Source organism: Bradyrhizobium sp. 197, from assembly GCF_023073375.1.
GTDB lineage: Bacteria > Pseudomonadota > Alphaproteobacteria > Rhizobiales > Xanthobacteraceae > Bradyrhizobium.
Map to the genome: position 1 here is coordinate 104,004 of NZ_JADPJJ010000186.1, position 22,438 is coordinate 126,441.

Sequence of the window (22,438 nt, forward strand, 5' to 3'; positions counted from 1 at the left end):
CCGTCTCGGCGCCGTTGCCGATCCTGTTTCGGTGCGGCGCCGAACGCTTCAGTGGCATAAGGGCTCGGCGCGATTGGCTAGGCGACGAGCGACACTTTGCCGAATTGTGCACCGGAGGCGAGGCGCGCGAGGGCCGAGCCGACCTCTGCCATTGCAAACGATGAATCGATCACGGGCTTGACCAAGCCGCGATTGAATACATCGAGCATTTGGCGGAATTCGCTGACGCTGCCGCCGGTCGAGCCATAGATTTCGAGCTGGCGAATGAACACGCGTTGCAGATCGGCCGGTGGATTGGAGCCGGTCGTGGCGCCACAGGTGACAAGCCGGCCGCCGCGGCGCAACGAGCGCAAGGATTCGCCCCAGCTCGCTTCGCCGACGCTGTCGATCACCATGTCGACGCCGCCGCCACTCATCTCCTGGACGGCAGCGGAAACCCGATCGTGCCGGTAATTGACGCCGCCGTCTGCGCCTAACGCCTTCGCTCTGGCGATTTTCTCGTCGCTGGAGGAGGTGACGAAGACGCGGGCGCCCATGATTTTCGCCAATTGGAGGCAGGCAACTGCCACGCCTCCGCCGATGCCGACAATCAAGACGCTTTCGCCGGGTTGCAGCGCCCGTTTGCCGAACAGCATCCGCCAGGCCGTCAGATGGCCTGTCATCAGGGTACCCGCTGCGAGCAGATCAGCATCCTCGGGGAGCGGAAAGAAGCAGGTGCTGGGCATGGCAATGTAGTCGGCAAAGCCACCATGCCGATGCTCGCCCATAATCTTCACGTTCTCGCAGAGCGGCTGATCGCCTGCCTGGCAGTAACGGCATCTGCCGCAATAGGCCTCGGAGAAGAGAACAGCCTTCATGCCAGGTTTCAGTCCGGTACCAGGGGCGGCCTCGACGATCTCGCCGGCGGCTTCGACCCCCATCACCTGCGGCAACACATGGGTGATCCCGTTGCCGTTGTCACGCATGTAGAGATCGACGCGATTGACAGAGGAGGCCGCCACCTTGAGCACAGACTCTCCCGGAGCCGGCACGGGATCCGGAAAATCCCGCCAGGTCACGCCATCGATCCCACGCCGTTCCAGAACCGCCGCCTTCATTGCGACCTCCCTTGTTGGTTCGGAATAACTAATGCACTAGCACACGAAATTGAGAACAAGCCGATCTTCGAAACCTGGGTAACTCCATCCATTTAGGTATTGCAGTCCATTCTTAATATAATACACTAGCGCACTAAAGCGCCGTCAAGTGCTGCGATCAATCGACCTGGAGGCGACGTCATGAGCGAGAATCGGTTCGATCCCGTGGCGCATGCGCGCGCGATGCGTGCGAGCGGATTCTGGGTCGACAAGAGCTTCGACGAGTTCCTGCAACAGACGATTGCCGCAACGCCTGAAAAGCTGGCGCTGATGGCGGATCGCGCCGACCGGACCGAGCCGAAGCGTCTGACCTACGCGGAACTCGGGGATCTGATTTCGCGTGCGGCCGCCGCGCTGCGCCGTCTTGGGATCGGCCAGGAGGACGTCGTGTCGGTCCAGTTGCCGAACTGGTGGGAATTTGCGGTCATTGCGCTTGCGGCCTTTCGCGTTGGGGCGGTCGTCAATCCGCTGATGCCGATTTTCCGCGAACATGAACTCACCTACATGCTGGGCTTCGCCGAGACGAAGCTGCTGGTCGTTCCGAAATTGTTTCGCGGATATGATCACGAGGTCATGGCCCGCTCGCTCCAGCCGGGGCTACCGAGGCTCAAGCACGTCATCGCCGTCGACGGCGAGGGGCCTGCAAGCTTCGATCAGGCCCTGCTGTCCGGTAATGAGCGTCTCGGCCCGCCACCGGTTGGTGATCTCGGCGCGCTTCCCGCCGATGGAATGGCCGTCCTGATGTTCACTTCGGGCACCACGGGCTCGCCCAAGGGCGTCATGCATTGCCTGAATACGCTGATGGGCTGCTGCATCGGGCTTGCCGGACGATTTGGCCTCGACGCAAGCGACACAATGCTGGTTTGCTCGCCGCTCGGCCACATGACCGGCTTTGCGGCGGGCATGCTGCTCGGTCTGAAAATCGGCGCGACTGTGATCTTCCAGGACATCTGGGAGCCCAAGCGCGGCGTCTCGATCATGGCCAGGGAAGGCGTCACCTATTCCGCAGGTGCAGCGACGTTCCTTGCCGACATGTGCGAGGCCGTCGCAGCCGGCGTGCCCAAGCCGACCCAACTGCGCAAGTTCCTCTGCGCGGGCGCGCCGATTCCGCCAGCGTTGATTGATCGCGCCTATCGCGAGCTGGACCTCAAGGTGTGCTCGCTGTGGGGCATGACGGAATCGTTGTCGAGCACACTGACTGAGCCGGAGCGGGCGCTGGAGAAATCGTCCAAGACCGACGGGCGTCCAGTGGAGGGCGTCGCGGTCAAGGTGGTGCGCATGGACGGATCTCCAGCCCCGGTCGGAGAGAAGGGCCTGCTCAAGGTCCGCGGCGCGCAGATGTTCCTTGGCTACTACAAGCGTGAGGACATGGAGCCGTTTGACGCCGACGGATGGTTCGACACCGGCGACATGGCCTACATGGACGACGAGGGCTACATCCGGATCGACGGCCGCATCAAGGACATCATCATCCGCGGCGGCGAGAACGTTCCCGTGTTCGACATCGAGAATCTGCTGTTCAAGCATCCGGCCGTGCTTTCCGTCGCAATCGTCGGCTATCCGGACCCGAGGTTGGGAGAGCGGGCCTGTGCCTTCATCATGCTGCGTCCAGGCGAGAAGCTCGATCTGGCGGGCGTCCAGGCCCACCTGGCCGAGCATAAGGTCGCCAAGCAATATTGGCCGGAGCGCGTTGAAATCGTCACCGACCTGCCGAAGACCCCGGCCGGCAAGGTCCAGAAGTATCAATTGCGCGAGATTGCCAAGGCATTCGCCGAACCGGCACACAAGGCCCGCGCATGAACGCCCGTCTCAAGGACCGCGTCTGCGTTGTCACTGGCGCCGCGCGCGGGATCGGTCTTTCGATCGCGGAGCGCTTCGGCCGGGAGGGCGGACGTCTTGCCTGTGTCGATGTCAGCGCGCGACGGCTGGAGCCCGCGGTCAGCCAGTTGAAGGACATGGGGTTCGAGGCGAGGGGATACGAGGTCGATATCGGCAAGCGGGACGATGTGCACGCACTCTTTGAACGCGTCGAACGCGAATTCAATGCACCCGTGGCCGTACTCGTCAACAATGCCGTGTGGGCGCGGTTTGAACCATTACAGCAGATCGAGGTCGACACGGTCGAGCGGATGTTCGCAGTCGGCGTGCATGGCTTGATCTGGGCGACGCAGGCCGTGGCTCTGCAAATGGAGCGGCGCGGCGGCGGCTCGATCGTGAATCTCAGCTCGGTGTCGGCGTTTCACCCGGCCAAGGACTCGATTGCCTATTCCGCGCTGAAGGCTGGCGTCGTCGGTCTCTCGCGCGCGTCTGCCATCGAGCTGAGCGCAAAGAAGATCCGCGTCAATGTGATCGCGCCAGGCATGATCGGGACACCTGCTTCCATCGCGCAGTTCGATGAGGTGACCATTGCGGCGCGGCAGGCCGAGATGCCGGCCGGCCGCTTCGGCGCTCCGGAAGAGATAGCCGCGCTTGCAGCGTTCCTTGCGAGCGATGACGCGAGTTACATCCAGGGCGCGGTCATCACCGCTGACGGCGGTTGGACGATTCCTGCCAGATAGGAGAAGACGCATGAAGCGGCTCGAGGGCAAGCGTGCGGTCGTCACCGGCGGCGGAAGCGGCATCGGCCGCGCCAGCGCTATTCGTTTCGCGCGCGAGGGCGCAGCTGTCCTGGTGGTCGGCCGGGCCCGCAATGCCGAGGAAACCGCCGAGGCCATCCGGGGCGAGGGCGGCGTGGCATCCGCCCTGATCACGGACGCCTCGATCGAGGAGAGCGTGGCGGCGATCGTATCTCGCTGCGTCTCGGAATTCGGGGGAATGGAGATCTTCTTCGCCAATATCGGCGTCACCGGGACCAACACGCCGCTGCTGGAACAGACGGTGGAAGAGTGGTCGGAAGTCTACCGCATCAACACGATCAGCTGCTTTCTCGCCATCAAATATGCCGGCCGTCACATGACGGCGCAGGGTTACGGCTCCATCATTCTGACCTCATCGGCCGCATCACTGCGCGCCAACGCCGGTGCGATCTCCTACAGCGCAAGCAAGGCGGCCGTGAACAATCTGGCGCAGACGGCGGCCAATGCCTTCGCTGGGACCGGCGTGCGCGTCAACGCAGTACTGCCGGGGCTCGTCGAGACGCAATTGACACGCAAGGTGTTCGAGGATGCCCGCGCGCGCGGCGTCGAATCCAAGCTCGGACATGTGACGCCGCTGAAACGTCCGGGCCGTCCCGAGGAGATTGCGGCTGCCGCGGCATTCCTGGCCAGCGACGATTCCTCTTACGTGGACGGTCAACTGCTGTCGGTCGATGGCGGCGTCAGCAGCACCCATCCCTACGGCCGGATCGCGCTCTAGTACCGCCAGCTGCCCAATAAGAACAGAACAGGAGAGGCGCCGTGGATTTCGAACTGCCGAAGGACATCACCGACAAGCTCGCAGAACTCGACGCCTTCATCGAAGCTGAGATCAAGCCGCTCGAGCGCGACAACAAGCAGTTCTTCGACCATCGTCGTGAGAACGCCCGCACCGACTGGGACAATGACGGCCGCCCCCGCGATGAATGGCGAGCGCTGATCAGCGAAATGGAGCTCCTTGCCGACAAGGCCGGGCATCTGCGCTACGGCCTGCCTAAATCGTGCGGCGGTCAGGGCGCCTCGAACCTCGCGATCGCCGCGATCCGCGAGCATTTGGCTGCCCGCGGACTGGGGCTGCACAACGATCTGCAAGATGAATCCTCCATCGTCGGCAATTTTCCGATCGTCCCGGCGCTTGCCGATTACGGGACGGAGGAGCAGAAGACCTATATCGAGGGCATCATCACGGGGAAGAAGCACCTGTCCTTCGGTCTGACTGAACCGGGACATGGCAGTGATGCGACTTGGCTCGAGACCGCAGGCGTGCGAGACGGCAGCCATTGGGTCATCAACGGCCGCAAGCGGTGGAACAGCCAGGTGGCACGCGCGCATGCCAATCTGGTGTTTGCCCGCACCTCGGGCAAACCGGGCGAGGCCAAGGGGATCACCGCATTCATTGTGCAGACTGATACACCCGGTCACAACATCCTCTATAATCACTGGACCTTCAACATGCCCAGCGATCACGCGGAGACCGAACTCGTCAATGTGCGGGTGCCCGACAGCGCGATCCTGCACCGGGAAGGCGAAGGCCTCGTCGTCGCACAACGCTTCGTGCATGAAAACCGCATCCGCCAGGCCGCGGCCAGTGCGGGCGCCGCGCGCTATTGCATCCAGGAGGCGGTCAAATACGCGAAATCGCGTGTCGTCTTCGGCGAGCCGCTGGCCAAGAAGCAGGCCGTTCAGTTTCCCCTGGTCGAACTCTGGGCGGACTATCAGATGGTGCGCAACTTCATCTTCCGCACAGCCTGGCAGATGGATCGTCAGAATCCGCTGTCCATCAGCGACATGGTTTCGATCTGTAATTTCCGCGCCAACCGGCTGTGCTGCGAGGCGGCGGATCGCGCCATGCAGGTGCACGGCGGCATGGGTTATAGCCGCGCATTGCCGTTCGAGCACATTTATCGCCATCATCGTCGCTACCGCATCACCGAGGGAACGGAGGAGGTGCAGATGCGCCGCGTCGCGCAGTACCTGTTCGGCTTCAGCGGCAAGAGCGCGAGCTAACCGCGATGGGCGCGCAGGCGAGCGATGGCGATGTCGATTTCGACCTTGGTCGGCTCGACGCCTGCCTGAAGGATTGGCAGGGAGGCGACGTCGCGGCGTGCGTGAGCCGCACCAGCGGCGGAATGTCGAATCCAACCTACTTCGTGACGCGGGGCGACTGGCGTGCGGTGCTGCGCAAGCAGCCGAACAACGCGCTGATGCCGTCAGCCCATGCCATCGATCGCGAATACCGGGTGCTGACGGCACTTCAGGGTAGCGCTGTCCCGACGCCGAAGCCGTATCGCTACTGCGCGGATCGTGCCGTGCTGGGAACACCCTTTTATCTCATGGAATGGCTGGATGGGCGTGTGTTCTACGATTACGCGTTGCCCGGTCTTGCGCGCGATGAGCGGGCGTCATGCTATCGCTCGATGTGTGCTGTGCTCGCCGCCATTCATACCCTCGACTATCGGGCAGTGGGGCTCGGTGACTTCGGCAAGCCCGGAAATTACTTCGCACGTCAGCTCAATCGCTGGTCCAGATTGTGGGCGGAGTATCGGCGCAGCGACGACGACAACCCCGCACTGGACCAGATGGTGCGCTGGCTATCCGAGCGAGTACCGACGAGCGAGAGCCTTGCGCTCTGCCATGGCGATTTCCGCATGGCGAACCTTGTGTTCCACCCGACCGAGCCGCGCGTGATCGGTGTGCTGGATTGGGAATTGTCGACGCTCGGTCATCCCCTCGTCGATCTCGCCTTCAACAGCCAGGCCTGGCGAATGGCGCCGGACGAGAACGGAGGGTTACTCGGGCTGCCGCTCGATGAGATGGGAATCCCCAGCGAGCGTGATTATCTCGATCGCTATTATGAAGGCGCAGAGGCGGCCGAACGCCTAACCGTTTTCCATCAGGTCTTTGCGATGTTTCGAGGTGCGGTCGGAAGCGCCGGCGTGGCGGCGCGCGGCGATCTCGGTAACAACGTTTTGCCCGATGCCGCGAAGGTGGGGCGCCGGCTCGCGCGCGCCTATGCGACGCGCGGGATGGCATTGATCGGGAGCGAGGCATGTCCGTGAAGGAGCGCCCGGCGATGAGCGTCGACGAGGCCATCCGCCTCCGCCGATCGGTGCGTGGCTTCCTCGCGCGTGAGGTGCCAGAAGCGACGCTGCGGGAGGTCTTTGCGCTTGCGCAATGCGCGCCGTCGAACTGCAATGTGCAGCCATGGACGCCGCATGTCGTATCGGGGGAGAAGCTCAAACGCCTCCGTGAGGCGCTGGTCGCGGCGGGGATGCGTGACGAGCCGATCAAGCCGGACTGGCCGGCCGACGGTAAGTTCACCGGGGTCTATCGCGAGCGGCAGGTGGGTGCGGCGCAGGCTCTCTACGGCGCGATGGGCGTTGCGCGGAACGACACAGTCGGGCGCAAGATGGCCTATATCCGCAATCATGCCTTCTTCGATGCCCCCCCTGCGGTCCTCATCTTCATGCGGGAACCGTTCGACACGCGCGAGGCGGCCGATATCGGCATGTATGCACAAACCTTGATGCTGGCGTTCACCGCGCGCGGTATCGCCTCCTGCGCGCAAGGGGCGCTCGGACTATTTCCCGACATCGCCCGCGAGCACCTTGAGGTTCCCAACCATTACAAGCTGCTGTTCGGCATTTCGTTTGGCTATGAAGACCGCGACGTCGAGGCCAATGCGGCACGCGTCGACCGGGCAACGATCGATGACGCTGTGCGCTTTCACCGCTGAGGTTGTTGGTCACGAGCGCTGTTGGACCACCTTGAGCTGAAGTCCCCTGACGTCTGGGAAAGAGGAGAGTTCGTCGTGACCGGCCCCCTGGAAGGTTTTCGTGTCGTCGAAATGGGCGGGATCGGCCCGGCACCGTTTGCGGGCGCGTTGCTCGGTGATCTCGGCGCCGATGTTGTCCGCATCGATCGCATTGCGAAGCCGGGCGTCGAACCGGACCTGCCGGCGCAGTTCGACTTCTACAATCGCAACAAGCGCTCGGTTGCGCTCGATCTCAAGCAACCGCGGGCGATCGCGACGGTGTTGAAACTCGTGGCGCAGGCGGACGCGCTGATTGAAGGGTTCCGTCCTTCGGTGATGGAGCGGCTCGGGCTTGGACCTGGACCGTGCCATGCCGCCAATCCGCGTCTGGTCTACGCGCGCATGACGGGATGGGGACAGGACGGCCCGCTGGCGCAGGAAGCGGGACACGACATCAATTACCTGGCATTGACCGGAGCGCTGCATTGCCTGGGCGATGCCGACCGTCCGCCTCCGCCGCCGCTCAATCTCGTCGCGGACCTCGGCGGCGGAGCGCTTTACCTGACCGTCGGACTGCTTTCGGCCGCCATGGAGGCACAGCGATCCGGGCAAGGGCAGACGATAGATGTCGCCATGATCGACGGGGTGACGCATCTGATGTCGGCCTTTCAGGCCTTCCGTCAGCAAGGAAGCTGGACCGGGCGCCGGTCGGACAACATCGTCGATGGCGGCGCGCCGTTCTATCGAAGCTACGCGACCAGCGACGGCAGGTTCGTGGCGGTCGGAGCGATCGAGCCGCACTTCTACGCCAACCTGCTCGAGGTGATGGGTCTCAGCGGGGAGAGTCTTCCGGCCCAGAACGATCGGGCGGCATGGCCGCAGATGCGCGAACGCTTCGCCAGGATATTCGCCGGACGAACGCGTGACGAGTGGGTCGCCCTCGCCATGGGACACGACGCCTGTCTTGCACCAGTCTTGACGGTCGATGAGGCACCCGCGCATCCCCAGATGCAGGCGCGAAACCTCTATGCCAATTTCGATGGGCTGCGGCACCCGAGCCCGGCGCCGCGCTTTTCCCGGACCCGTTCCGACCTGCGTCGGCCGCCACCGGCGCCGGGGCGCGACAGCAGGGAGGTGCTCACGGACTGGGGTATTCCGCGGGACGAGATCGACGCACTCAGGGCGGTTGGTGCGATGGCGGAGGCCTGACGGCGGCGACCGCCGTCAGGGATGCAGCACTACTCCGCCGACACCGGATCGCCAGTGAGTGTCCAGCTCGTTCCATCAAATTTGGCAATGCGAAGAATCTTGAACGGCGTGTAGTCGCCGGGCGCCGTACTGATGGAGACACCAGGCAGCATCAGGGGCATTCGCGTGCCATGAAGAGAAGTCGCTTGGCTGATGAGGTTCTCCCTGGTCAGTTCGTCCCCGCACTTCTTCAACACCGTGGTCAGGGCGTTCACGTTCATGTAGGCGACCAGAACGGAGTAGTCGTCGGGATTGGCCGACGGCGCGTACTTCTTCAGGAACGCCTTGTAGGTTTTCATCTCTTCATCGTCCGCCCAGGCGGGATCGCCGGGCTGCTTGAGAAACTGCGTGGTGACCAGTCCCTTCGATGCGTCGAGGCCTGCCGGCTTCAGGACAGTTTCGACCGATGCCGTCGAGCCGCCGATGACGTGGAGAGGATCCCAGTTGAGTTCATGCACCTTGCGGATGGACTGGGCCGCGGCCTTGGCCGAGGATTGTTCGATCAGCGTGTCAACGCCCGCCGCTTTGAGCTGAACGATCTGGGAGTCGATCGTCGGGTCGGCCAGCTCATAAGACACCGCGGCGACGATCTGCGATGCCTTCGATCCCAGGCCGGCACGCAGTCCCCTGACATAGTCCCGCCCGTAATCGTCGTTTTGGAACAGGACGCCAATCTTCGCATCCGGCTTGTCGTTCAGAATGTATTTTGCGATGACCCGGCCTTCGGTCTCGAAATCCGGATAGAGGGGCACCGTCCAGGGGAACGTCTTTGGATCGTTGAAGCGACGCCCGCCGGCAGTGATGAAGAGCTGGGGGACCTGCTTTGAGTTCAGATACTTCTGAATTGCGACGTTCGGGACCGTGCCAATGGTGCCGACCTCGGCGAGGACGCCGACGTCCTCAATGAGCCTGCGCGACTGCTCCACCGCCTTCGGCGCGCTGTAGGCATTGTCAAGCTGCGTGAAGCTGATCTTGCGTCCGTTGATGCCACCCTGCTCGTTGATCATCTCGAAATAGCCGACGACGGCGCGTCCTGCGCCGGCACCGAACGCCGACGCCGGGCCACTGAGCGGCGTCGACTGCCCGAGCTTGATCTCCGTGTCGCTGGCTCCCGGACCGTAGGCCTTTTCCGCCTGGGCCGGCATCGACACCAGCGCTGCTGATGCTGCGATGATGCTCAGAATCCCACAGATGTTGCTGTTCAAGACGTCTCCTCCCAATGTTATTTTTTTTTGTAGCTCTTATCGTAGAAGTTCGCGGGCGATGACCATCCTCTGGATCTGGTTGGTGCCCTCAAAGATCTGGGTCAATTTGGCATCGCGCATCATGCGTTCGACGGGATAGTCCATCGTGTAACCGTAGCCGCCGAAGATCTGCACGGCATCGGTCGTCACCTTCATGGCCATGTCGCTGCCGACGCATTTGGCCATGCTGGCAAGGACGTTCAGGCGCTTCCAGTCGCCGACATCGCCAGCGCGTGCGCATTCATAGACCAGTGCTCGCGCCGCCTCGATCTGCATGGCCATATCGGCCAGCATGAACTGCACGCCCTGAAATTCGGAGATCGATTTCTTGAACTGTTTGCGCTCCTTCGCATAGGCAACGCTGGCATCGAGGGCGCCCTGAGCCAGTCCAACCGATTGAGCGCCGATGGTCGGGCGGTTGAGGTCGAGCGCCCGCATCGAGGCGCGAAAACCCTTGCCTTCCTCTCCGACGAGATTTTCGACCGGGACCCGGACGTTGTCGAAGAAGATCGGCGTATTCGGTGCGCCGCGAAAGCCCATCTTGCGTTCGTGGCGTCCGAAGGTGATCCCTGGCATGGTCTTCGGCTCGACGATGAAGGCGCTGATGCCGTCCGCGCCGGAGCTGTCGCTCGTTCGTGCCATCACAACGATGAAGTCGGCGACGACGCCATAGCTGCACCATTGTTTGCGGCCGTTGATAACGTAGCAGTCACCGTCCTTCTTGGCGCGGGTGTTGATGGCGGTGACATCGGAGCCGGCCTGAGGTTCCGAGATCGCAATCGCGGTCACCACGCCGCCCCTGGCGATGATCGGCAGGAACTTCTTCCGCTGCTCCTCCGAGCCGAAATGGAGGAGGGGCATGATGAACATGGTGTTGAGGCAGGCGATCGAGGCGCAAGCCGGCGATATCTTTGCGATCTCTTCGCGCGCGATGCACGCCAGGGTCAGATTGCCGTTCGGCCCGCCATATTGCTCGGGGACCCAGAGCTGCATCAGCCCCATCTCGCCGAACAGCTTCACGATCTCGAGCGGGAAACGGTCGGTCTCGTCGATCTCGGCTGCAATCGGCGCCACGTGCTTGACCGCCATCCTTCTGACGTTGTCGCGGAAGGCGATCTGCTCCTCGGTAAAGCTCATGGAGAACCCCGGATTGTTTTTTGTCAGAAAGCCCAAAAAGGGGCTTCCATTGAATGGGTGATCCATTTAATAATTCACCGCATGTCGTCCAAGTCAAGCCCCCGCGCACCCACCAACCCCCGATCGCCGTCGCTGAAGCGACGGGAAAGGGCACCCGATCACCGTGCAGCGGGTACACCCGCTCCATTGACATTTCGGCCCATTCACACGCGCCGGGCCTTCGAGGAAATCTGCGAGCGCATTCGCGAGCAACTGGCGCGCGGTGTTCTCAAGCCGGGCGACAAGTTGCCGCCCGAGCGCGATCTCGCGCAGCAGCTTGGCGTTAGCCGCAACGTGTTGAGAGAGGCTCTTCGCAGTCTTGAAATGGCTGGCGTGCTTCGATTGCAGAAGGGCGTCAAGGGAGGCGCCTTCATTCAGTCGGGCGACACCAGCCGAATGAACGTGGTGATGCAGGACATGCTGAGCCTCGGCACGATCTCGGTGCGCGAGTTATCGGAGGCGCGGATCCACGTTCTGGATCTTGTCGTGGGGTTGGCTTGCGCGAACGCGCGGCAGGCCGATTTCGCGGCACTGGAGGCCAATATCGAGCGTACGGATATCGCGACCGCGGAAGGCCGGCTGCTGGACCGGGTGGAATGTTCGCGAGAATTTTACAAGATCCTTGCTGCGGCGACCGGAAACAAGGTGATCGCCATGATCATGGATTCCGTCACCGAGATTCACATGCGCTTCGTCTATGCCAAGGTGGCGTCGAGCGGTGTCGCGATGGCGGGGCTGTCCGAGAGGCGTCGGAAGTTCTTGACGGCGCTTCGTGAACGAAATGCGTCGTCCGCGACCCGTTTGATGCGCAGTCACCTGGAGGCCGTGCAACGCATGCTGGAGCAGGATCCCGGTGCGATGTCGCTTCAAGTTGCGCTGGCGGAGATGCAGCCCGGCATGAGGCGGTGAGAAAACCTGCGCCCGACGATAGTGCTGATCGTGCTCAACAATAATAGGAACGGAGGAAATGGTGTCCCGATATAGCAAATATGAATGCTTGACTGTCGACGTCTCCGAGAAGGTCGCGACCGTGACGTTGAACCGGCCCCAGGCGCGTAATGCGATCAATCAAAAGCTGATCCGCGAACTGCGCACGATCTGGGACGATTTGGGAGACGATCACGCCGTCAATGTCGTCATCCTGACCGGCGCCGGTGAATTCTTCAGCGTGGGCGGCGACGTCAAGGCAATGTCCGAGCGGCCGGGCGGCGACGTTCTGGAGGAGGGGGAAGTTCACGACCCCATGATCAGCCGTCGCGGGGTGACCCGTCAGCTCGATCTCGACAAGCCGCTCATCGCCGCCATCAATGGCGACGCGATTGGTCTTGCGGCGACCCATGCGCTGCTGTGCGATATCACCGTGATGGCCGAAGATGCGCGCATTGGTGATACCCATGTGTCGCGCGTCGGCTTGGTTGCGGGCGATGGTGGCACGGTGATCTGGCCGCTGCTTATCGGCATCAACAAGGCCAAGGAATTCCTCATTCGCGGCACTCTCTTGAAGGGAAAGGAGGCCGAGCGGATCGGCCTGGTCAATCATATCGCGCCGCGCACGGAGGTGCTGGCGAAAGCCCGTGAGATCGCGATCGAGCTCGCGAACGGTCCGACCTGGGCCATCCGCTGGACCAAGCTGTCGATCAATCAGATCCTCAAGGATCGCGTGAACATGCTGCTCGAGGCCTCGATGGCGCTCGAGCAGGTGACATTCGAAACCGCCGACCACAAGGAGGCGACGATGTCGTTCAAGGAGAAGCGCAAGCCCAAATTCGGCCAGCGCTAGTTCCGCCGATGGACGCGGCAGAGGTCCCAGGTGACGACGTCAGGCAGATGCTCCGGGATTCCTTGCGCGGGTTTCTCGGCGAGCAGTGGAGTGCCGATTGCGTCAGGCATGGACCCTCTCCGCTCGATGTTGCAACGATTTGGGGCAAACTCGTCGGACAGGGCATCGCCGCGCTCGGCTGCAATCCTGATGAAGGTGGGCTTCGCGAGATAGCGGTTGTGCTCGCAGAACTCGGCCGCGCTGCCTGTCCGGCCCCGATGTGGTCGGCGGCGCTCGTCAATTTCGCGCTCTCGACGCTGCAATCCGGGGTGGCCGCCGATGTTCTGAAAGAGCTGCACGCGGGCTCGGCCCGGGTTGCGTTTTCATTTGGGTCGCTCGATCCTGATTCGGGCACCGGCTCGATCCGGATCAAGGAAGGCCGTGCGGCCGGATTGCTTCGATTTGTCGAGGCTGCGGGGAGTTGCACCCAGCTGCTCGTTGCGGTCGATCAGTCCGTCCTTGCTTTGGTCGCGCTGGATGCCGCAGGCGTGGACATAGCGCCGACGCGTGCCATGGGCGCCTGGGGTTTTTACGAGGTCCGGCTGAGTTCAGCGCCAGTGACCCTCATTGCACTGGAAGACGGCGTCCTCGACGATCTCCTGCTCAGGGGAAAGCTGGCGCTGACGGCGCGGGCCCATGGAGCGGCGCGTCGCGCATTCGAGTTGGCGACGGACTATGCCAGAGAGCGGCATCAGTTCGGGCAGCCGATCGGCAGATTCCAGGCAATCCAGCACAAGCTCGCGAATGGCCTCATCGCCCTCGAAGGCGTGCGTCTGATTCTCGATCATGCAGCGATGTTGCACGACCAGGGCAGCAGCGATTGGCGCCATTTCGCCAATTGTGCCGTCGTGTTTGCAACCGACGCACTCCGGCGGGTTTCGCTTGAGACCCACCATGCGTTCGGCGCCATCGGCTACGCTGACGAACATGAAGCGCCACTGCACTTCAAGCGCGTGCATCTGGACACCATCGCATTGGGCGGATCGCGGCATGCGAAGCGGCTGCTGGCGTCGTTCCTGTTGCAGCCCGAAAGTCCAGGATTGCCCGAATATGATCTCGGTCCGGCCGGCAACGCGCTGCGCGGGCAGGTGCGGGGATGGCTTGAGCAGAACTGGTCGGGTGACCGGAAGGCCGAATTCGATCGCAAGCCGTTCGCGAAGCGGGAGTTTGATGCTGATTTCGCACGTGACATCGGCAAGATGGGGTGGATCGGTCTCGGTTGGTCCAGCGAATTCGGCGGCCAGGAGCGCTCGCCGCTCGAGCAAATCGCCTTCATGGAGACGATGGAGCGGGGCGAGGCGCCGCGAATCGGCGCTGCAATCCAGGCCAACGCCCTCATGATGTTCGGGACGCCCGAGCAGCAACGAAAATACCTGCCCGAAATCCTCCGTGGTGAAGCCATGCACGGCATGGGGTACAGCGAGCCGCAGGCCGGTTCCGACCTCGCGGCGCTGCGTACGAGCGCGGTGCGTGACGGCGATCACTGGGTGATCAACGGTCAGAAGATCTGGACCACGACGTGGTGGGGCAAATACATGTTCCTCGCCGCGCGGACAGACAAGGAGGCGAAGCCGCCGCATGCCGGCATCAGCATGTTCATCGTGCCGATGGACGCCGAAGGCGTCACGATCCGGCCGGCGACCACGATGTACGACGGCTCCTTCGCCAACATCTTTTATGACAACGTCCGTATTCCCTTGGAGAACCTCGTCGGCGACGTCAATGGCGGCTGGAAGGTGCTGACCGGCGCGCTCGCTTTCGAGCGCGGTTTGGTTGGCGGCGGCATCGTCTTGAAAATTGCCCACGCTTTTGAGCAATTGCGTCGGCACGTCATGGCAAAGGGCGCTGACGGGTCGGCGCTGAGCGACGATCCGATTGTTCGCGACAAGATGGCGACGCTTGCGGCCGAAATCGAAGTCGGACGCCTCTTGATGATGCACTGCGCGGACCTTGCTGCGAATGGCGTGACGCCGCCGGAATATGGCGCCATCAGCAAGGTCTATTCCAGCGAACTGATGGAGCGCTTCGGCGAGACGGCGCTCGACATTCTTGGCATGCGCGCAGCGCTGTCCGAACAGATGCCGGGTGCGATCGACAATGGCCGGTTCGAGCAAAACCTGCGCCATTCGTTGATGTGGGTCATCAGCATCGGCACCAATGAGATTCAGCGCAGCCTCATCGCCCAACGTGCGCTAGGGCTGCCCAGATAGGAGCAAATCGCATGCAGGAGCAGCAAGCCCCGACCGCGCCTCTCGCCGGCATGCGCGTGCTCGATTTTTCGATCATGCTGGCCGGCCCGTACTGCGCGCGACTGCTCGCCGATGTCGGCGCCGAGGTGATCAAGATCGAGCCACCCGAAGGCGACGACATGCGGTTGCGGACACCGCTTCGCGATGGCCACAGCGCCTATTTCGGTCAGCTCAATGCGGGAAAGCGTAGCCTTGCCCTCGACTTGAAGAGCGCCGAGGCAATCAAGCTGGTGCACCAGTTGGTGGCGGAAACCGACATCCTGGTCGAAAATTTCCGACCTGGCGTGATGGACCGCCTCGGCCTTGGCTATGAGGCGCTGCGCGCGATCAATCCGCGCCTGATCTATTGCTCGATCTCGGGCTACGGGCAGTCCGGTCCCGCCGCTGAACGCGCGGCCTATGCCATGATTGTCCATGCCGAGAGCGGCTTCGACCGGTCCTTGATGCGATACGCCGGAGATCGGGATCGGCCGGCGGCCGGCGCGATCTTTGTTGCCGACGTCCTGGGTGGCATCTTCGGCTACTCTGCGATCCAGACGGCGCTGGTTCATCGAGCGCGGACCGGGGTCGGGCAGCGAATCGACGTTGCGTTGATGGACTGCATGCTCAATCTGCTCGTCTACGAGTTGCAGGAAGCGCAATTCCCGATCAGCGCGCCGCGCGCGGCGTATGGTCCGGTGCGCGCTCTCGACGGTGACGTTCTGATCGCTCCGATCACGCCGCGAAACTTTGCCGCGCTCTGCGAGGTGACGGGGCAGAGTGAGCTCGCCAATGATGCACGATTCAAGACCGTGCCCGGGCGGGGTGCAAACTGGACCGCGATGATGCAGGTGATCGAGAAGTGGACCGAGCGGCATACGGTGCGCAAGTGCATGGAAGCGCTCGACCAGGCCGGTGTTCCCCGCGCCGAGTATCGCGATCCGGGTGCAGCATTGACCGATCCGCACCTGTTGCAGCGCGGGGCTTTCACCAAAGTTGCGGACGGAGCGGGAGAATTCATGGGCGTCAATGCGCCCTGGAAGATGTCGGGCGCGTCGACCTCTATGCAGCGCGACATTCCCGCAATCGGCGCGCATCGCGATGAGGTGTTGTCGGGGGTTCTCGGCCTTTCCAGCGAGGCGATCTCTCGCCTCGCCGAGGCGGGAGCTTTCGGTGGGGGGCGGACCTCATAGCGGCGCCAGAGGGCGAAGCGGGGTGGTCTGCTGATAAATGTGAGAGATGGAAGTGCGGCACAAATCATAAAATAGTGGGGAGACGCAGGTATGCTCGATATCGCATTGGACAATGCAATCGCCGATCATAAGACCTACGGTAACGTCGACCTTCAGCATCGCCTCTTTGCGGGCTTGCGCCGCGATGATCCGGTCCATTGGATAGAGCCTGACGGCTACCGTCCATTCTGGACGATCACCAAATACGCCGACATCATCGAGATCGAGCGTCAGGCCGATCGGTTCATCAACGCGCCGCGGACGAAACTCCTGAGCACCGAGTTCGAGAGCAAGGTGCGGGAAGCCATGAATGGCAAGCCCATGCTGGTGCGGGCCTTACCGCAGATGGATAATCCGGATCACGCAAGTATCAGAACCTGACCCACGCCTGGTTCCAGCCCCGCCACATCCGGACCCTGGCAGAGCGCATGGAAGCGCTGGCAGGAGAGCATCGATCGACTTCTTGCGATGGGTGACGAATGCGATTTCTACAGTGAGATCGCGATCTACTATCCGCTGCGCGTCCTGATGACGATTCTTGGACTGCCACGCAGTGACGAGCAACGCCTCCTGAAGATCACTCAGGCCTATTTCGGTGGCGGTGATCCCGAGATGCAGAAGGGCACGGACCTGATCGACGCAACGACCGCCTATGTCGAGTACTTCAAGGACCTCGTGAGGGAAAGGCGGAAAAACCCGAAGGACGACGTCGCAACCGTCGTTGCAACGTCGGAAATCGACGGTCGGCCGATCGAGGATTTTGAGGCCTATTCATACTATGTCGCGCTCGCCAGCCTCGGCCACGACACAACGAGCGCGACGATAGCCGGTGGTCTGCTCGCACTGATCGAGAATCCGGATTGCATGGCGCGCCTCCAGCACCATCCCGATGTGCTGCCCGATGCCGCGGAGGAAATGGTGGGCTGGGTATCGCCGGTCAAGCATTTCTTCCGGACGGCGGCGGTAGACTACGAAATTCGCGACAAGACGATCAGGGCCGGCGACAGTCTCTTCATCAGCTACCCGTCCGGTAATCGCGACGAGGAAGCTTTCGATCGTCCGTTCGAGTTTATTCCGGAGCGCTCGCCCAACCGTCATCTCGGTTTTGGCTTTGGCATTCATGCCTGCATCGGCAGGCACCTGGCCAAGGCGGAAGTCGTGGCGTTCTTTCGTGAATTGCTCAGACGGGTCGACCGGATCGAACTTGCGGGCAAGCCGGCCTGGACGGAAACTTCCTTCCTCGGCGGCGTGAAGCGTCTGCCGGTGCGGTATCGCGCGCGGTAGGCGAAACGTTCAAACGCTGGCGCGCCTTCGTCAATCGTCTGAGGAGGAAGGTCCAGCCGGTGAGGTCTTTGTGATCGCCAGCATGCATTTGAGGAAATGCGCGCGATCCTCTCTGTTCAGGGGCGCCAGCATGGTGTTTTGCAACTCTGCTGCGGCCGGAACGACGGCCAGAAGGGCTTCCTCGCCCTTTGCGGTGATCTGGACCTGGATCGACCGGCGGTCCGCCGAATTGTTTCTCTTGGAGATCAGCTTCCGCGCCGTCATTCGCCTGAGCATCTCGCTCAGCGTATTTCGGTCGCAGCTGATGCGGTCTGCAAGAGCGGAGGGAGTGAGGGGCCCGTTTTGATAAAGTGCGATGAGCACGCCGAACTGCCGAGGAGTGACGTCGCTCTGGCCCGTCAGGTCTTGATAGAGCACGTCATAACGTGCCTCGAGCAATCGGAGGAGAAATCCGATACCGCCCTCCAGCCGCCAATTGCGCGCGATATCTGCCGCGCTCGTTTTCATTGCCTTGTCGGCCGACATGCCGTCGTTGACCCGATTGATCGCCTTGAAATCACATAGATAGCCGTTAGCAGCTTGACCGATCGCTCTCAACCCCGGGGCTGAAGCGGCAAGCGGGGTCCTCGGAATCTCCGACCCCGCTCCCGATGCCCATTGCAAGCCGTTCGACAAAGTAGTACGTATACGTAACAAGAGACGATGTAACGAAATGACGTCGCAAGAGAGGGTTGTTTGGATCTGCGCGATCCTGTCGATTCCCTACCTTCTCGAAGCTGAGGCGGTCGAAACCGCGCCCGGCCAATGGCTCGTGCGGGTCGCCTATCCGGAACTGCCGGGCTGCACGGCGGAAGCTTCCGTCGTCGAAGACGCGCTGAGGGAATTGGAGCGGCGCCGGATCGAAATGATCGTGAGCCTGGTGCAGGCGAACCGGGAGCCTCCGGTCCCTCGGAAGCCGCTCGCCGCAGCCGATCCGCTTTGGACCGCCCAGGATCTCGGATTGTCCGCGCGTGTCGCTGCGCTTTTGGCGCGTCCAAATAAATAGGCGGCTCGGTACGCGCCGCCAATTCGATAAAGGAAGGTCATGCTCTCGCGCGAAGACAATGAACGCCTGGTCAGGGTGGGAAAGGGCACGCCGCTCGGCGACCTCTTTCGGCTTTATTGGATACCCTTCCTGCCGTCGCAAGATCTCGTCAATGACGGGCAGCCGCAGCGCATCCGGCTGCTTGGGGAAGATCTGGTCGCGTTCAGAGATTCCGAGGGCCGCGTCGGGCTGGTCGACCAGGCGTGTCCGCACCGCGGTGCTCCGCTGATCTTCGGCAGAAACGAGGATTGCGGGCTACGATGCGTCTATCACGGCTGGAAATTCGACGTGACAGGCGCCGTAACGGATATGCCGGCCGAGCCGGCTCGCAGCCGCCTCAAGGAGCGTGTTCGGATCAAGGCGTATCCCTGTAGGGAGCGTAACGGGATGATCTGGACCTATATGGGTCCGGACGAAGGCGATCTTCCGTCCTTGCCGAACGTTGAGTGGAATCTCGTTCCGCAGGAGCAGGTTCATATTTCGGTCCGCGTCCAGGAATGCAACTGGCTCCAGGCAGTCGAAGGCGAAATTGATTCCGCCCATGCGCCGTTGTTGCACGGCCGGCTGGATTCGCAGGGCACGACGAGTGCCTGGATTCAGAAGCGCGACCTGCGCCCGACGTTCGAGTGCATCAAGCAAGACTTCGGGATGAGCATCGCTGCGCGGCGCAACTATGACGCAAACACACTGTATTGGCGCGTCAACCAGTTTCTGCTGCCGTTCTATACGCTCGTTCCGCCGCTGTCGCCGTTCCCGGATCTGAGCGGCCATGCCTGGGTGCCGATCGACGACGAGAACACACTCTGCATCATGTTCTCGTATCATCCCTCGGAGCCGCTGCTGCCGAAGACGCGTCAGATCTTCGCCGAAGGGCACAATGGCCGTGAGAGCGGACATGCCAGCCGCCACTCACTCGTCCAGCATCCGGTGACGGTCCCGTACGCGGGCTACTGGACGAAATACAATCCCCAGAACGGCTTCCAGTTCGACCATGAGGCGCAGCAAACGACCTGGTTCTCCGGCCTGCCGGGACTCTGGGTCCAGGACGGCGCCTGCCAAAGCGGCGTGTCACCGATCTTCGATCGAACCAGGGAGAACCTCTGCTCGAGCGACACCGGAATCGCGATGACGCGGCGATTCATCCTGGAGGCGCTCGGTGCCTATCGCGACCACGGAACGAAGCCGAAAGGCGTGACCGATCCCGACGTCTTCATGGTGCGAGCGGTATCGCTGCGGCTACCGCCGGAGGACTCCTGGGTCGACGCCGGCGCACCCTTCATACGCGCAAGGCTGGGTGCCGATTTCGGGTACGAGTTGTGAGCGATGCAAACCACCCAAGATGCGTTCGCTGGTCTCCATGCGGAGGCCTGCTCGATGGCTGAGGGCGTGATCGAGGTCCTGGTCAAGCGCATCTGTTATGAGGCTGAAAACGTCAACTCCTACGAATTGACGTCTCCGGCGGGCGACGATCTCATCCCCTTCACAGCTGGTTGCCATATCGATCTCCATCTGTCGAACGGCATCATCCGCAGCTATTCGCTGGTGAACGATCAGCGCGAGCGGCATCGCTATGTCATCGCGGTCAACAAGGATCAGGCCAGCAGGGGCGGCTCGCGCTTCGTCCACGACAATCTCAGGGCGGGCGACATCGTCACGGTGTCCCATCCGCGCAACAACTTTGCGCTTGATGAAGAGGCCGAACACTCGGTCCTGATTGCCGGCGGGATCGGGATCACGCCCCTATTGTCGATGGTCCGTCGTCTGGAGGCCCTGGGACGCTCCTGGGAGCTTTTCTATGCCGCCAGGACGCGTCGCGCCGCGGCATTCCTCGACGACCTCAATGGGCTTGGATCGAACGGGCCGGCGAAGGTGCGTGTCGACCTTGACGATGAGCGGTCCGGGCGAATGTTCGATCTTCCCGCACTCGTCAGAAATGCGCCGGCGCGGGCTCACCTCTATTGTTGCGGCCCGCTGCCGATGCTCGAATCTTTCGAGGCGGCGACAGCGGATCGTCCTGCCGACCATGTGCACGTTGAATATTTCCAGGCTAGGAAAGCACCGGCGACCGAAGGCGGTTTCGAGGTCAAGCTTGCGCGGAGCAACAGGACGATCGAAGTCGGCGTGGGCAAGACCATTCTCGAAGCTCTGTTGGACGCCGGGATAGCCGCCAATTACGCCTGCACCGAGGGCATCTGCGGCACCTGCGAGACGCGTGTGCTCGAAGGCACTCCTGACCATCGCGATCAGTTCCTGAGCAAAGAAGAGCAGGCGGCGAACAAGACCATGATGATCTGCTGCTCGGGTGCCAGATCACGCACGCTCCTCCTCGATCTCTGAAAGAACAATTGACGTCGACAATGGGTGGAAAGTCATGAAAGTTCTTGCGTACATTTTCGGAGCCTCCGTGCTCGCCATCACTGCGTACTCGTCTGCGCAGGCAGATGCGGCGCGTACGATGAGGATCGGTATCCTCAACGACGCGTCAGGTCCGTATTCGGACAATGCGGGCGAGGGCTCGGTCACCGCGGCGAAGATGGCGGCCGAGGACTTCATGCAGCGGCATCCCGATTTCAAGGTCGAGATCATATCGGCCGATCACCAGAACAAGGCCGATGTCGGAGCCGCAATTGCGCGTCGATGGATCGATCAGGACAAGGTTGACGCCGTCGCCGACGTGCCGAACTCGGCGGTGGGTCTCGCCGTCAACGAGGTCGTTCGTGGCAGCAAGGCGGGGTTGATCGCATCCAGCGCAGCCTCATCCGACCTCACCGGAAAGTACTGTTCGCCCAACACGATCCAATGGACCTTCGACACCTGGGCGGCGTCGCACACGATCGGCAACTACCTCGTCCATCACGGCGGCAAGAAGTGGTATTTCATCGCGACCGACAATGCGCTTGGAAAGTCCATGGTGCGCGATGGAACGTCGGTGATCAGCGCGGGTGGCGGCGCCGTGCTCGGATCGGTCAATGTGCCTATCAACAACGCCGATTACGCCTCCTTCATCCTCCAGGCGGACGCTTCGGGTGCCGACGTGATCGCGTTCGCGACCGCAGGTGGCGACACTGTCAACCTGATCAAGCAATCATCGGAGTTCGGGCTGAAGCAGAACGGAAAGACCTTTGCAGCGCTGTTGACGACGACCAATGATGTCGAGGCGAGCGGTCTCGCCGTGGGGCAGGGGCTCATTATCACTCAGCCGTTCTATTGGGACCTGAACGATGCCAGCCGAGCCTGGTCGGCGAGGTTTAGCGCGCGCCAACACGGGCAGTCGCCAACCGCGTTCCACGCCGGGGTCTATTCGTCGGTGCTTGCCTATCTGAATGCGGCGCTGGCAGCGGGGACCAACGACGCGCAGGCGGTCATCCGAAAGATGAAGGAGGCACCGATCGATGACGAGCTGTTCGGACCGGTCGTCGTACGTACAGACGGCCGTGCCATCCACAATATGTACATCCTGAAGGTGAAGGACGCCAAAGCGTCGAGGACCAAGTGGGATCTTCTGGAGAACGTCGGTGTCCTGAGCGGCCCGGAGGCATTTCGGCCGATCGATCAGGGTGGATGCGCGATGATTGAGCAATCGAAAGGCAACTGACGACC

General features: G+C 62.2%; 21 protein-coding genes. 17 read left to right on the forward strand and 4 right to left on the reverse strand.

The annotated features are described in order from the left end of the window. Positions 1–77 precede the first annotated feature (77 nt). The gene (locus tag IVB27_RS40690) at positions 78–1,097 is read right to left on the reverse strand and encodes a zinc-binding dehydrogenase (protein WP_247448147.1); all 1,020 of its coding nucleotides are present in this window, start codon (positions 1,095–1,097) and stop codon (positions 78–80) included. A 180-nt stretch (positions 1,098–1,277) separates the two neighbouring features. Between IVB27_RS40690 and IVB27_RS40695 the strand changes: the two genes are divergently transcribed. The 7 genes from IVB27_RS40695 to IVB27_RS40725 all read left to right on the forward strand — a co-directional run bounded on the left by IVB27_RS40695 (position 1,278) and on the right by IVB27_RS40725 (position 8,732). Beyond that, positions 1,278–2,936: an AMP-binding protein gene (locus tag IVB27_RS40695; protein ID WP_247448148.1), complete on the forward strand. Its 1,659-nt coding sequence runs from the start codon at positions 1,278–1,280 to the stop codon at positions 2,934–2,936. Next, positions 2,933–3,694: an SDR family NAD(P)-dependent oxidoreductase gene (locus IVB27_RS40700; RefSeq protein ID WP_247448149.1), complete on the forward strand. Its 762-nt coding sequence runs from the start codon at positions 2,933–2,935 to the stop codon at positions 3,692–3,694. Before IVB27_RS40695 ends, IVB27_RS40700 begins: the two co-directional genes overlap by 4 nt. 10 nt (positions 3,695–3,704) lie before the next feature. Further along, positions 3,705–4,490 (forward strand): SDR family NAD(P)-dependent oxidoreductase, encoded by a 786-nt coding sequence (locus IVB27_RS40705; RefSeq protein ID WP_247448151.1) that lies wholly within the window; start codon positions 3,705–3,707, stop codon positions 4,488–4,490. Between the two features lie 41 nt (positions 4,491–4,531). Then, a complete protein-coding gene (locus tag IVB27_RS40710; protein WP_247448153.1) occupies positions 4,532–5,776 on the forward strand; it encodes an acyl-CoA dehydrogenase family protein in 1,245 nt (414 codons plus the stop codon). Between the two features lie 5 nt (positions 5,777–5,781). After that, positions 5,782–6,828, forward strand: a complete 1,047-nt coding sequence (locus tag IVB27_RS40715; RefSeq protein WP_247448154.1) for a phosphotransferase family protein — start codon at positions 5,782–5,784, stop codon at positions 6,826–6,828. A 14-nt stretch (positions 6,829–6,842) separates the two neighbouring features. After that, the gene (locus IVB27_RS40720) at positions 6,843–7,505 is read left to right on the forward strand and encodes a nitroreductase (protein WP_247448155.1); all 663 of its coding nucleotides are present in this window, start codon (positions 6,843–6,845) and stop codon (positions 7,503–7,505) included. A 75-nt stretch (positions 7,506–7,580) separates the two neighbouring features. Then, positions 7,581–8,732, forward strand: a complete 1,152-nt coding sequence (locus tag IVB27_RS40725; RefSeq protein ID WP_247448156.1) for a CaiB/BaiF CoA transferase family protein — start codon at positions 7,581–7,583, stop codon at positions 8,730–8,732. A gap of 29 nt (positions 8,733–8,761) precedes the next feature. Here IVB27_RS40725 and IVB27_RS40730 read toward each other — a convergent pair whose 3' ends face one another. Further along, positions 8,762–9,916 (reverse strand): ABC transporter substrate-binding protein, encoded by a 1,155-nt coding sequence (locus IVB27_RS40730; protein ID WP_247448213.1) that lies wholly within the window; start codon positions 9,914–9,916, stop codon positions 8,762–8,764. Between the two features lie 96 nt (positions 9,917–10,012). After that, positions 10,013–11,152, reverse strand: coding sequence for an acyl-CoA dehydrogenase family protein (locus IVB27_RS40735; protein ID WP_247448157.1), 1,140 nt, complete (start codon positions 11,150–11,152; stop codon positions 10,013–10,015). Here IVB27_RS40735 and IVB27_RS40740 point away from each other — a divergent pair. The 6 genes from IVB27_RS40740 to IVB27_RS40765 all read left to right on the forward strand — a co-directional run bounded on the left by IVB27_RS40740 (position 11,090) and on the right by IVB27_RS40765 (position 17,754). Next, positions 11,090–12,100 carry a FadR/GntR family transcriptional regulator gene (locus tag IVB27_RS40740; protein ID WP_247448158.1) on the forward strand — a complete coding sequence of 337 codons (1,011 nt, stop codon included), beginning with the start codon at positions 11,090–11,092 and terminating at the stop codon, positions 12,098–12,100. The genes IVB27_RS40735 and IVB27_RS40740 overlap by 63 nt on opposite strands. Before the next feature lie 58 nt (positions 12,101–12,158). After that, complete coding sequence (locus IVB27_RS40745) at positions 12,159–12,971, forward strand: enoyl-CoA hydratase/isomerase family protein (protein ID WP_524536564.1); 813 nt, start codon at positions 12,159–12,161, stop codon at positions 12,969–12,971. A gap of 218 nt (positions 12,972–13,189) precedes the next feature. Next, positions 13,190–15,220 (forward strand): acyl-CoA dehydrogenase family protein, encoded by a 2,031-nt coding sequence (locus IVB27_RS40750; protein WP_247448160.1) that lies wholly within the window; start codon positions 13,190–13,192, stop codon positions 15,218–15,220. Positions 15,221–15,231: 11 nt separating this feature from the next. Continuing rightward, positions 15,232–16,431 (forward strand): CaiB/BaiF CoA transferase family protein, encoded by a 1,200-nt coding sequence (locus IVB27_RS40755; RefSeq protein ID WP_247448161.1) that lies wholly within the window; start codon positions 15,232–15,234, stop codon positions 16,429–16,431. 90 nt (positions 16,432–16,521) lie between these two features. Beyond that, a complete protein-coding gene (locus tag IVB27_RS40760; RefSeq protein ID WP_247448162.1) occupies positions 16,522–16,851 on the forward strand; it encodes a cytochrome P450 family protein in 330 nt (109 codons plus the stop codon). Positions 16,852–16,938: 87 nt separating this feature from the next. Next, positions 16,939–17,754, forward strand: coding sequence for a cytochrome P450 (locus IVB27_RS40765; RefSeq protein ID WP_247448163.1), 816 nt, complete (start codon positions 16,939–16,941; stop codon positions 17,752–17,754). A 30-nt stretch (positions 17,755–17,784) separates the two neighbouring features. On the opposite strand, the gene IVB27_RS40770 is transcribed toward IVB27_RS40765, so the two are convergent. Beyond that, positions 17,785–18,351, reverse strand: a complete 567-nt coding sequence (locus IVB27_RS40770; RefSeq protein ID WP_247448164.1) for a MarR family winged helix-turn-helix transcriptional regulator — start codon at positions 18,349–18,351, stop codon at positions 17,785–17,787. Positions 18,352–18,466: 115 nt separating this feature from the next. Here IVB27_RS40770 and IVB27_RS40775 point away from each other — a divergent pair, with 115 nt between their 5' ends. The 4 genes from IVB27_RS40775 to IVB27_RS40790 are packed head-to-tail and all read left to right on the forward strand — an operon-like array spanning position 18,467 to position 22,433. Then, positions 18,467–18,799, forward strand: a complete 333-nt coding sequence (locus IVB27_RS40775) for a hypothetical protein (RefSeq protein ID WP_247448165.1) — start codon at positions 18,467–18,469, stop codon at positions 18,797–18,799. A gap of 39 nt (positions 18,800–18,838) precedes the next feature. After that, positions 18,839–20,158: a Rieske 2Fe-2S domain-containing protein gene (locus IVB27_RS40780; RefSeq protein ID WP_247448166.1), complete on the forward strand. Its 1,320-nt coding sequence runs from the start codon at positions 18,839–18,841 to the stop codon at positions 20,156–20,158. 3 nt (positions 20,159–20,161) lie between these two features. After that, the gene (locus tag IVB27_RS40785; RefSeq protein WP_247448167.1) at positions 20,162–21,175 is read left to right on the forward strand and encodes a PDR/VanB family oxidoreductase; all 1,014 of its coding nucleotides are present in this window, start codon (positions 20,162–20,164) and stop codon (positions 21,173–21,175) included. Positions 21,176–21,209: 34 nt separating this feature from the next. Then, positions 21,210–22,433, forward strand: coding sequence for an ABC transporter substrate-binding protein (locus IVB27_RS40790; protein WP_247448168.1), 1,224 nt, complete (start codon positions 21,210–21,212; stop codon positions 22,431–22,433). Positions 22,434–22,438 lie beyond the last annotated feature (5 nt).

Excerpts from the sequence above, each read along its gene's own strand:
- IVB27_RS40690 (WP_247448147.1), bottom strand. The coding sequence starts at position 1,097 with ATGAAGGCGGCGGTTCTGGAACGGCGTGGGATCGATGGCGTGACCTGG.
- IVB27_RS40695 (WP_247448148.1), top strand. The coding sequence starts at position 1,278 with ATGAGCGAGAATCGGTTCGATCCCGTGGCGCATGCGCGCGCGATGCGT.
- IVB27_RS40700 (WP_247448149.1), top strand. The coding sequence starts at position 2,933 with ATGAACGCCCGTCTCAAGGACCGCGTCTGCGTTGTCACTGGCGCCGCG.
- IVB27_RS40705 (WP_247448151.1), top strand. The coding sequence starts at position 3,705 with ATGAAGCGGCTCGAGGGCAAGCGTGCGGTCGTCACCGGCGGCGGAAGC.
- IVB27_RS40715 (WP_247448154.1), top strand. The coding sequence starts at position 5,782 with ATGGGCGCGCAGGCGAGCGATGGCGATGTCGATTTCGACCTTGGTCGG.
- IVB27_RS40720 (WP_247448155.1), top strand. The coding sequence starts at position 6,843 with ATGAGCGTCGACGAGGCCATCCGCCTCCGCCGATCGGTGCGTGGCTTC.
- IVB27_RS40730 (WP_247448213.1), bottom strand. The coding sequence starts at position 9,916 with ATGCCGGCCCAGGCGGAAAAGGCCTACGGTCCGGGAGCCAGCGACACG.
- IVB27_RS40735 (WP_247448157.1), bottom strand. The coding sequence starts at position 11,152 with ATGAGCTTTACCGAGGAGCAGATCGCCTTCCGCGACAACGTCAGAAGG.
- IVB27_RS40745 (WP_524536564.1), top strand. The coding sequence starts at position 12,159 with ATGGTGTCCCGATATAGCAAATATGAATGCTTGACTGTCGACGTCTCC.
- IVB27_RS40755 (WP_247448161.1), top strand. The coding sequence starts at position 15,232 with ATGCAGGAGCAGCAAGCCCCGACCGCGCCTCTCGCCGGCATGCGCGTG.
- IVB27_RS40760 (WP_247448162.1), top strand. The coding sequence starts at position 16,522 with ATGCTCGATATCGCATTGGACAATGCAATCGCCGATCATAAGACCTAC.
- IVB27_RS40765 (WP_247448163.1), top strand. The coding sequence starts at position 16,939 with ATGGGTGACGAATGCGATTTCTACAGTGAGATCGCGATCTACTATCCG.
- IVB27_RS40775 (WP_247448165.1), top strand. The coding sequence starts at position 18,467 with ATGACGTCGCAAGAGAGGGTTGTTTGGATCTGCGCGATCCTGTCGATT.
- IVB27_RS40780 (WP_247448166.1), top strand. The coding sequence starts at position 18,839 with ATGCTCTCGCGCGAAGACAATGAACGCCTGGTCAGGGTGGGAAAGGGC.
- IVB27_RS40785 (WP_247448167.1), top strand. The coding sequence starts at position 20,162 with ATGCAAACCACCCAAGATGCGTTCGCTGGTCTCCATGCGGAGGCCTGC.
- IVB27_RS40790 (WP_247448168.1), top strand. The coding sequence starts at position 21,210 with ATGAAAGTTCTTGCGTACATTTTCGGAGCCTCCGTGCTCGCCATCACT.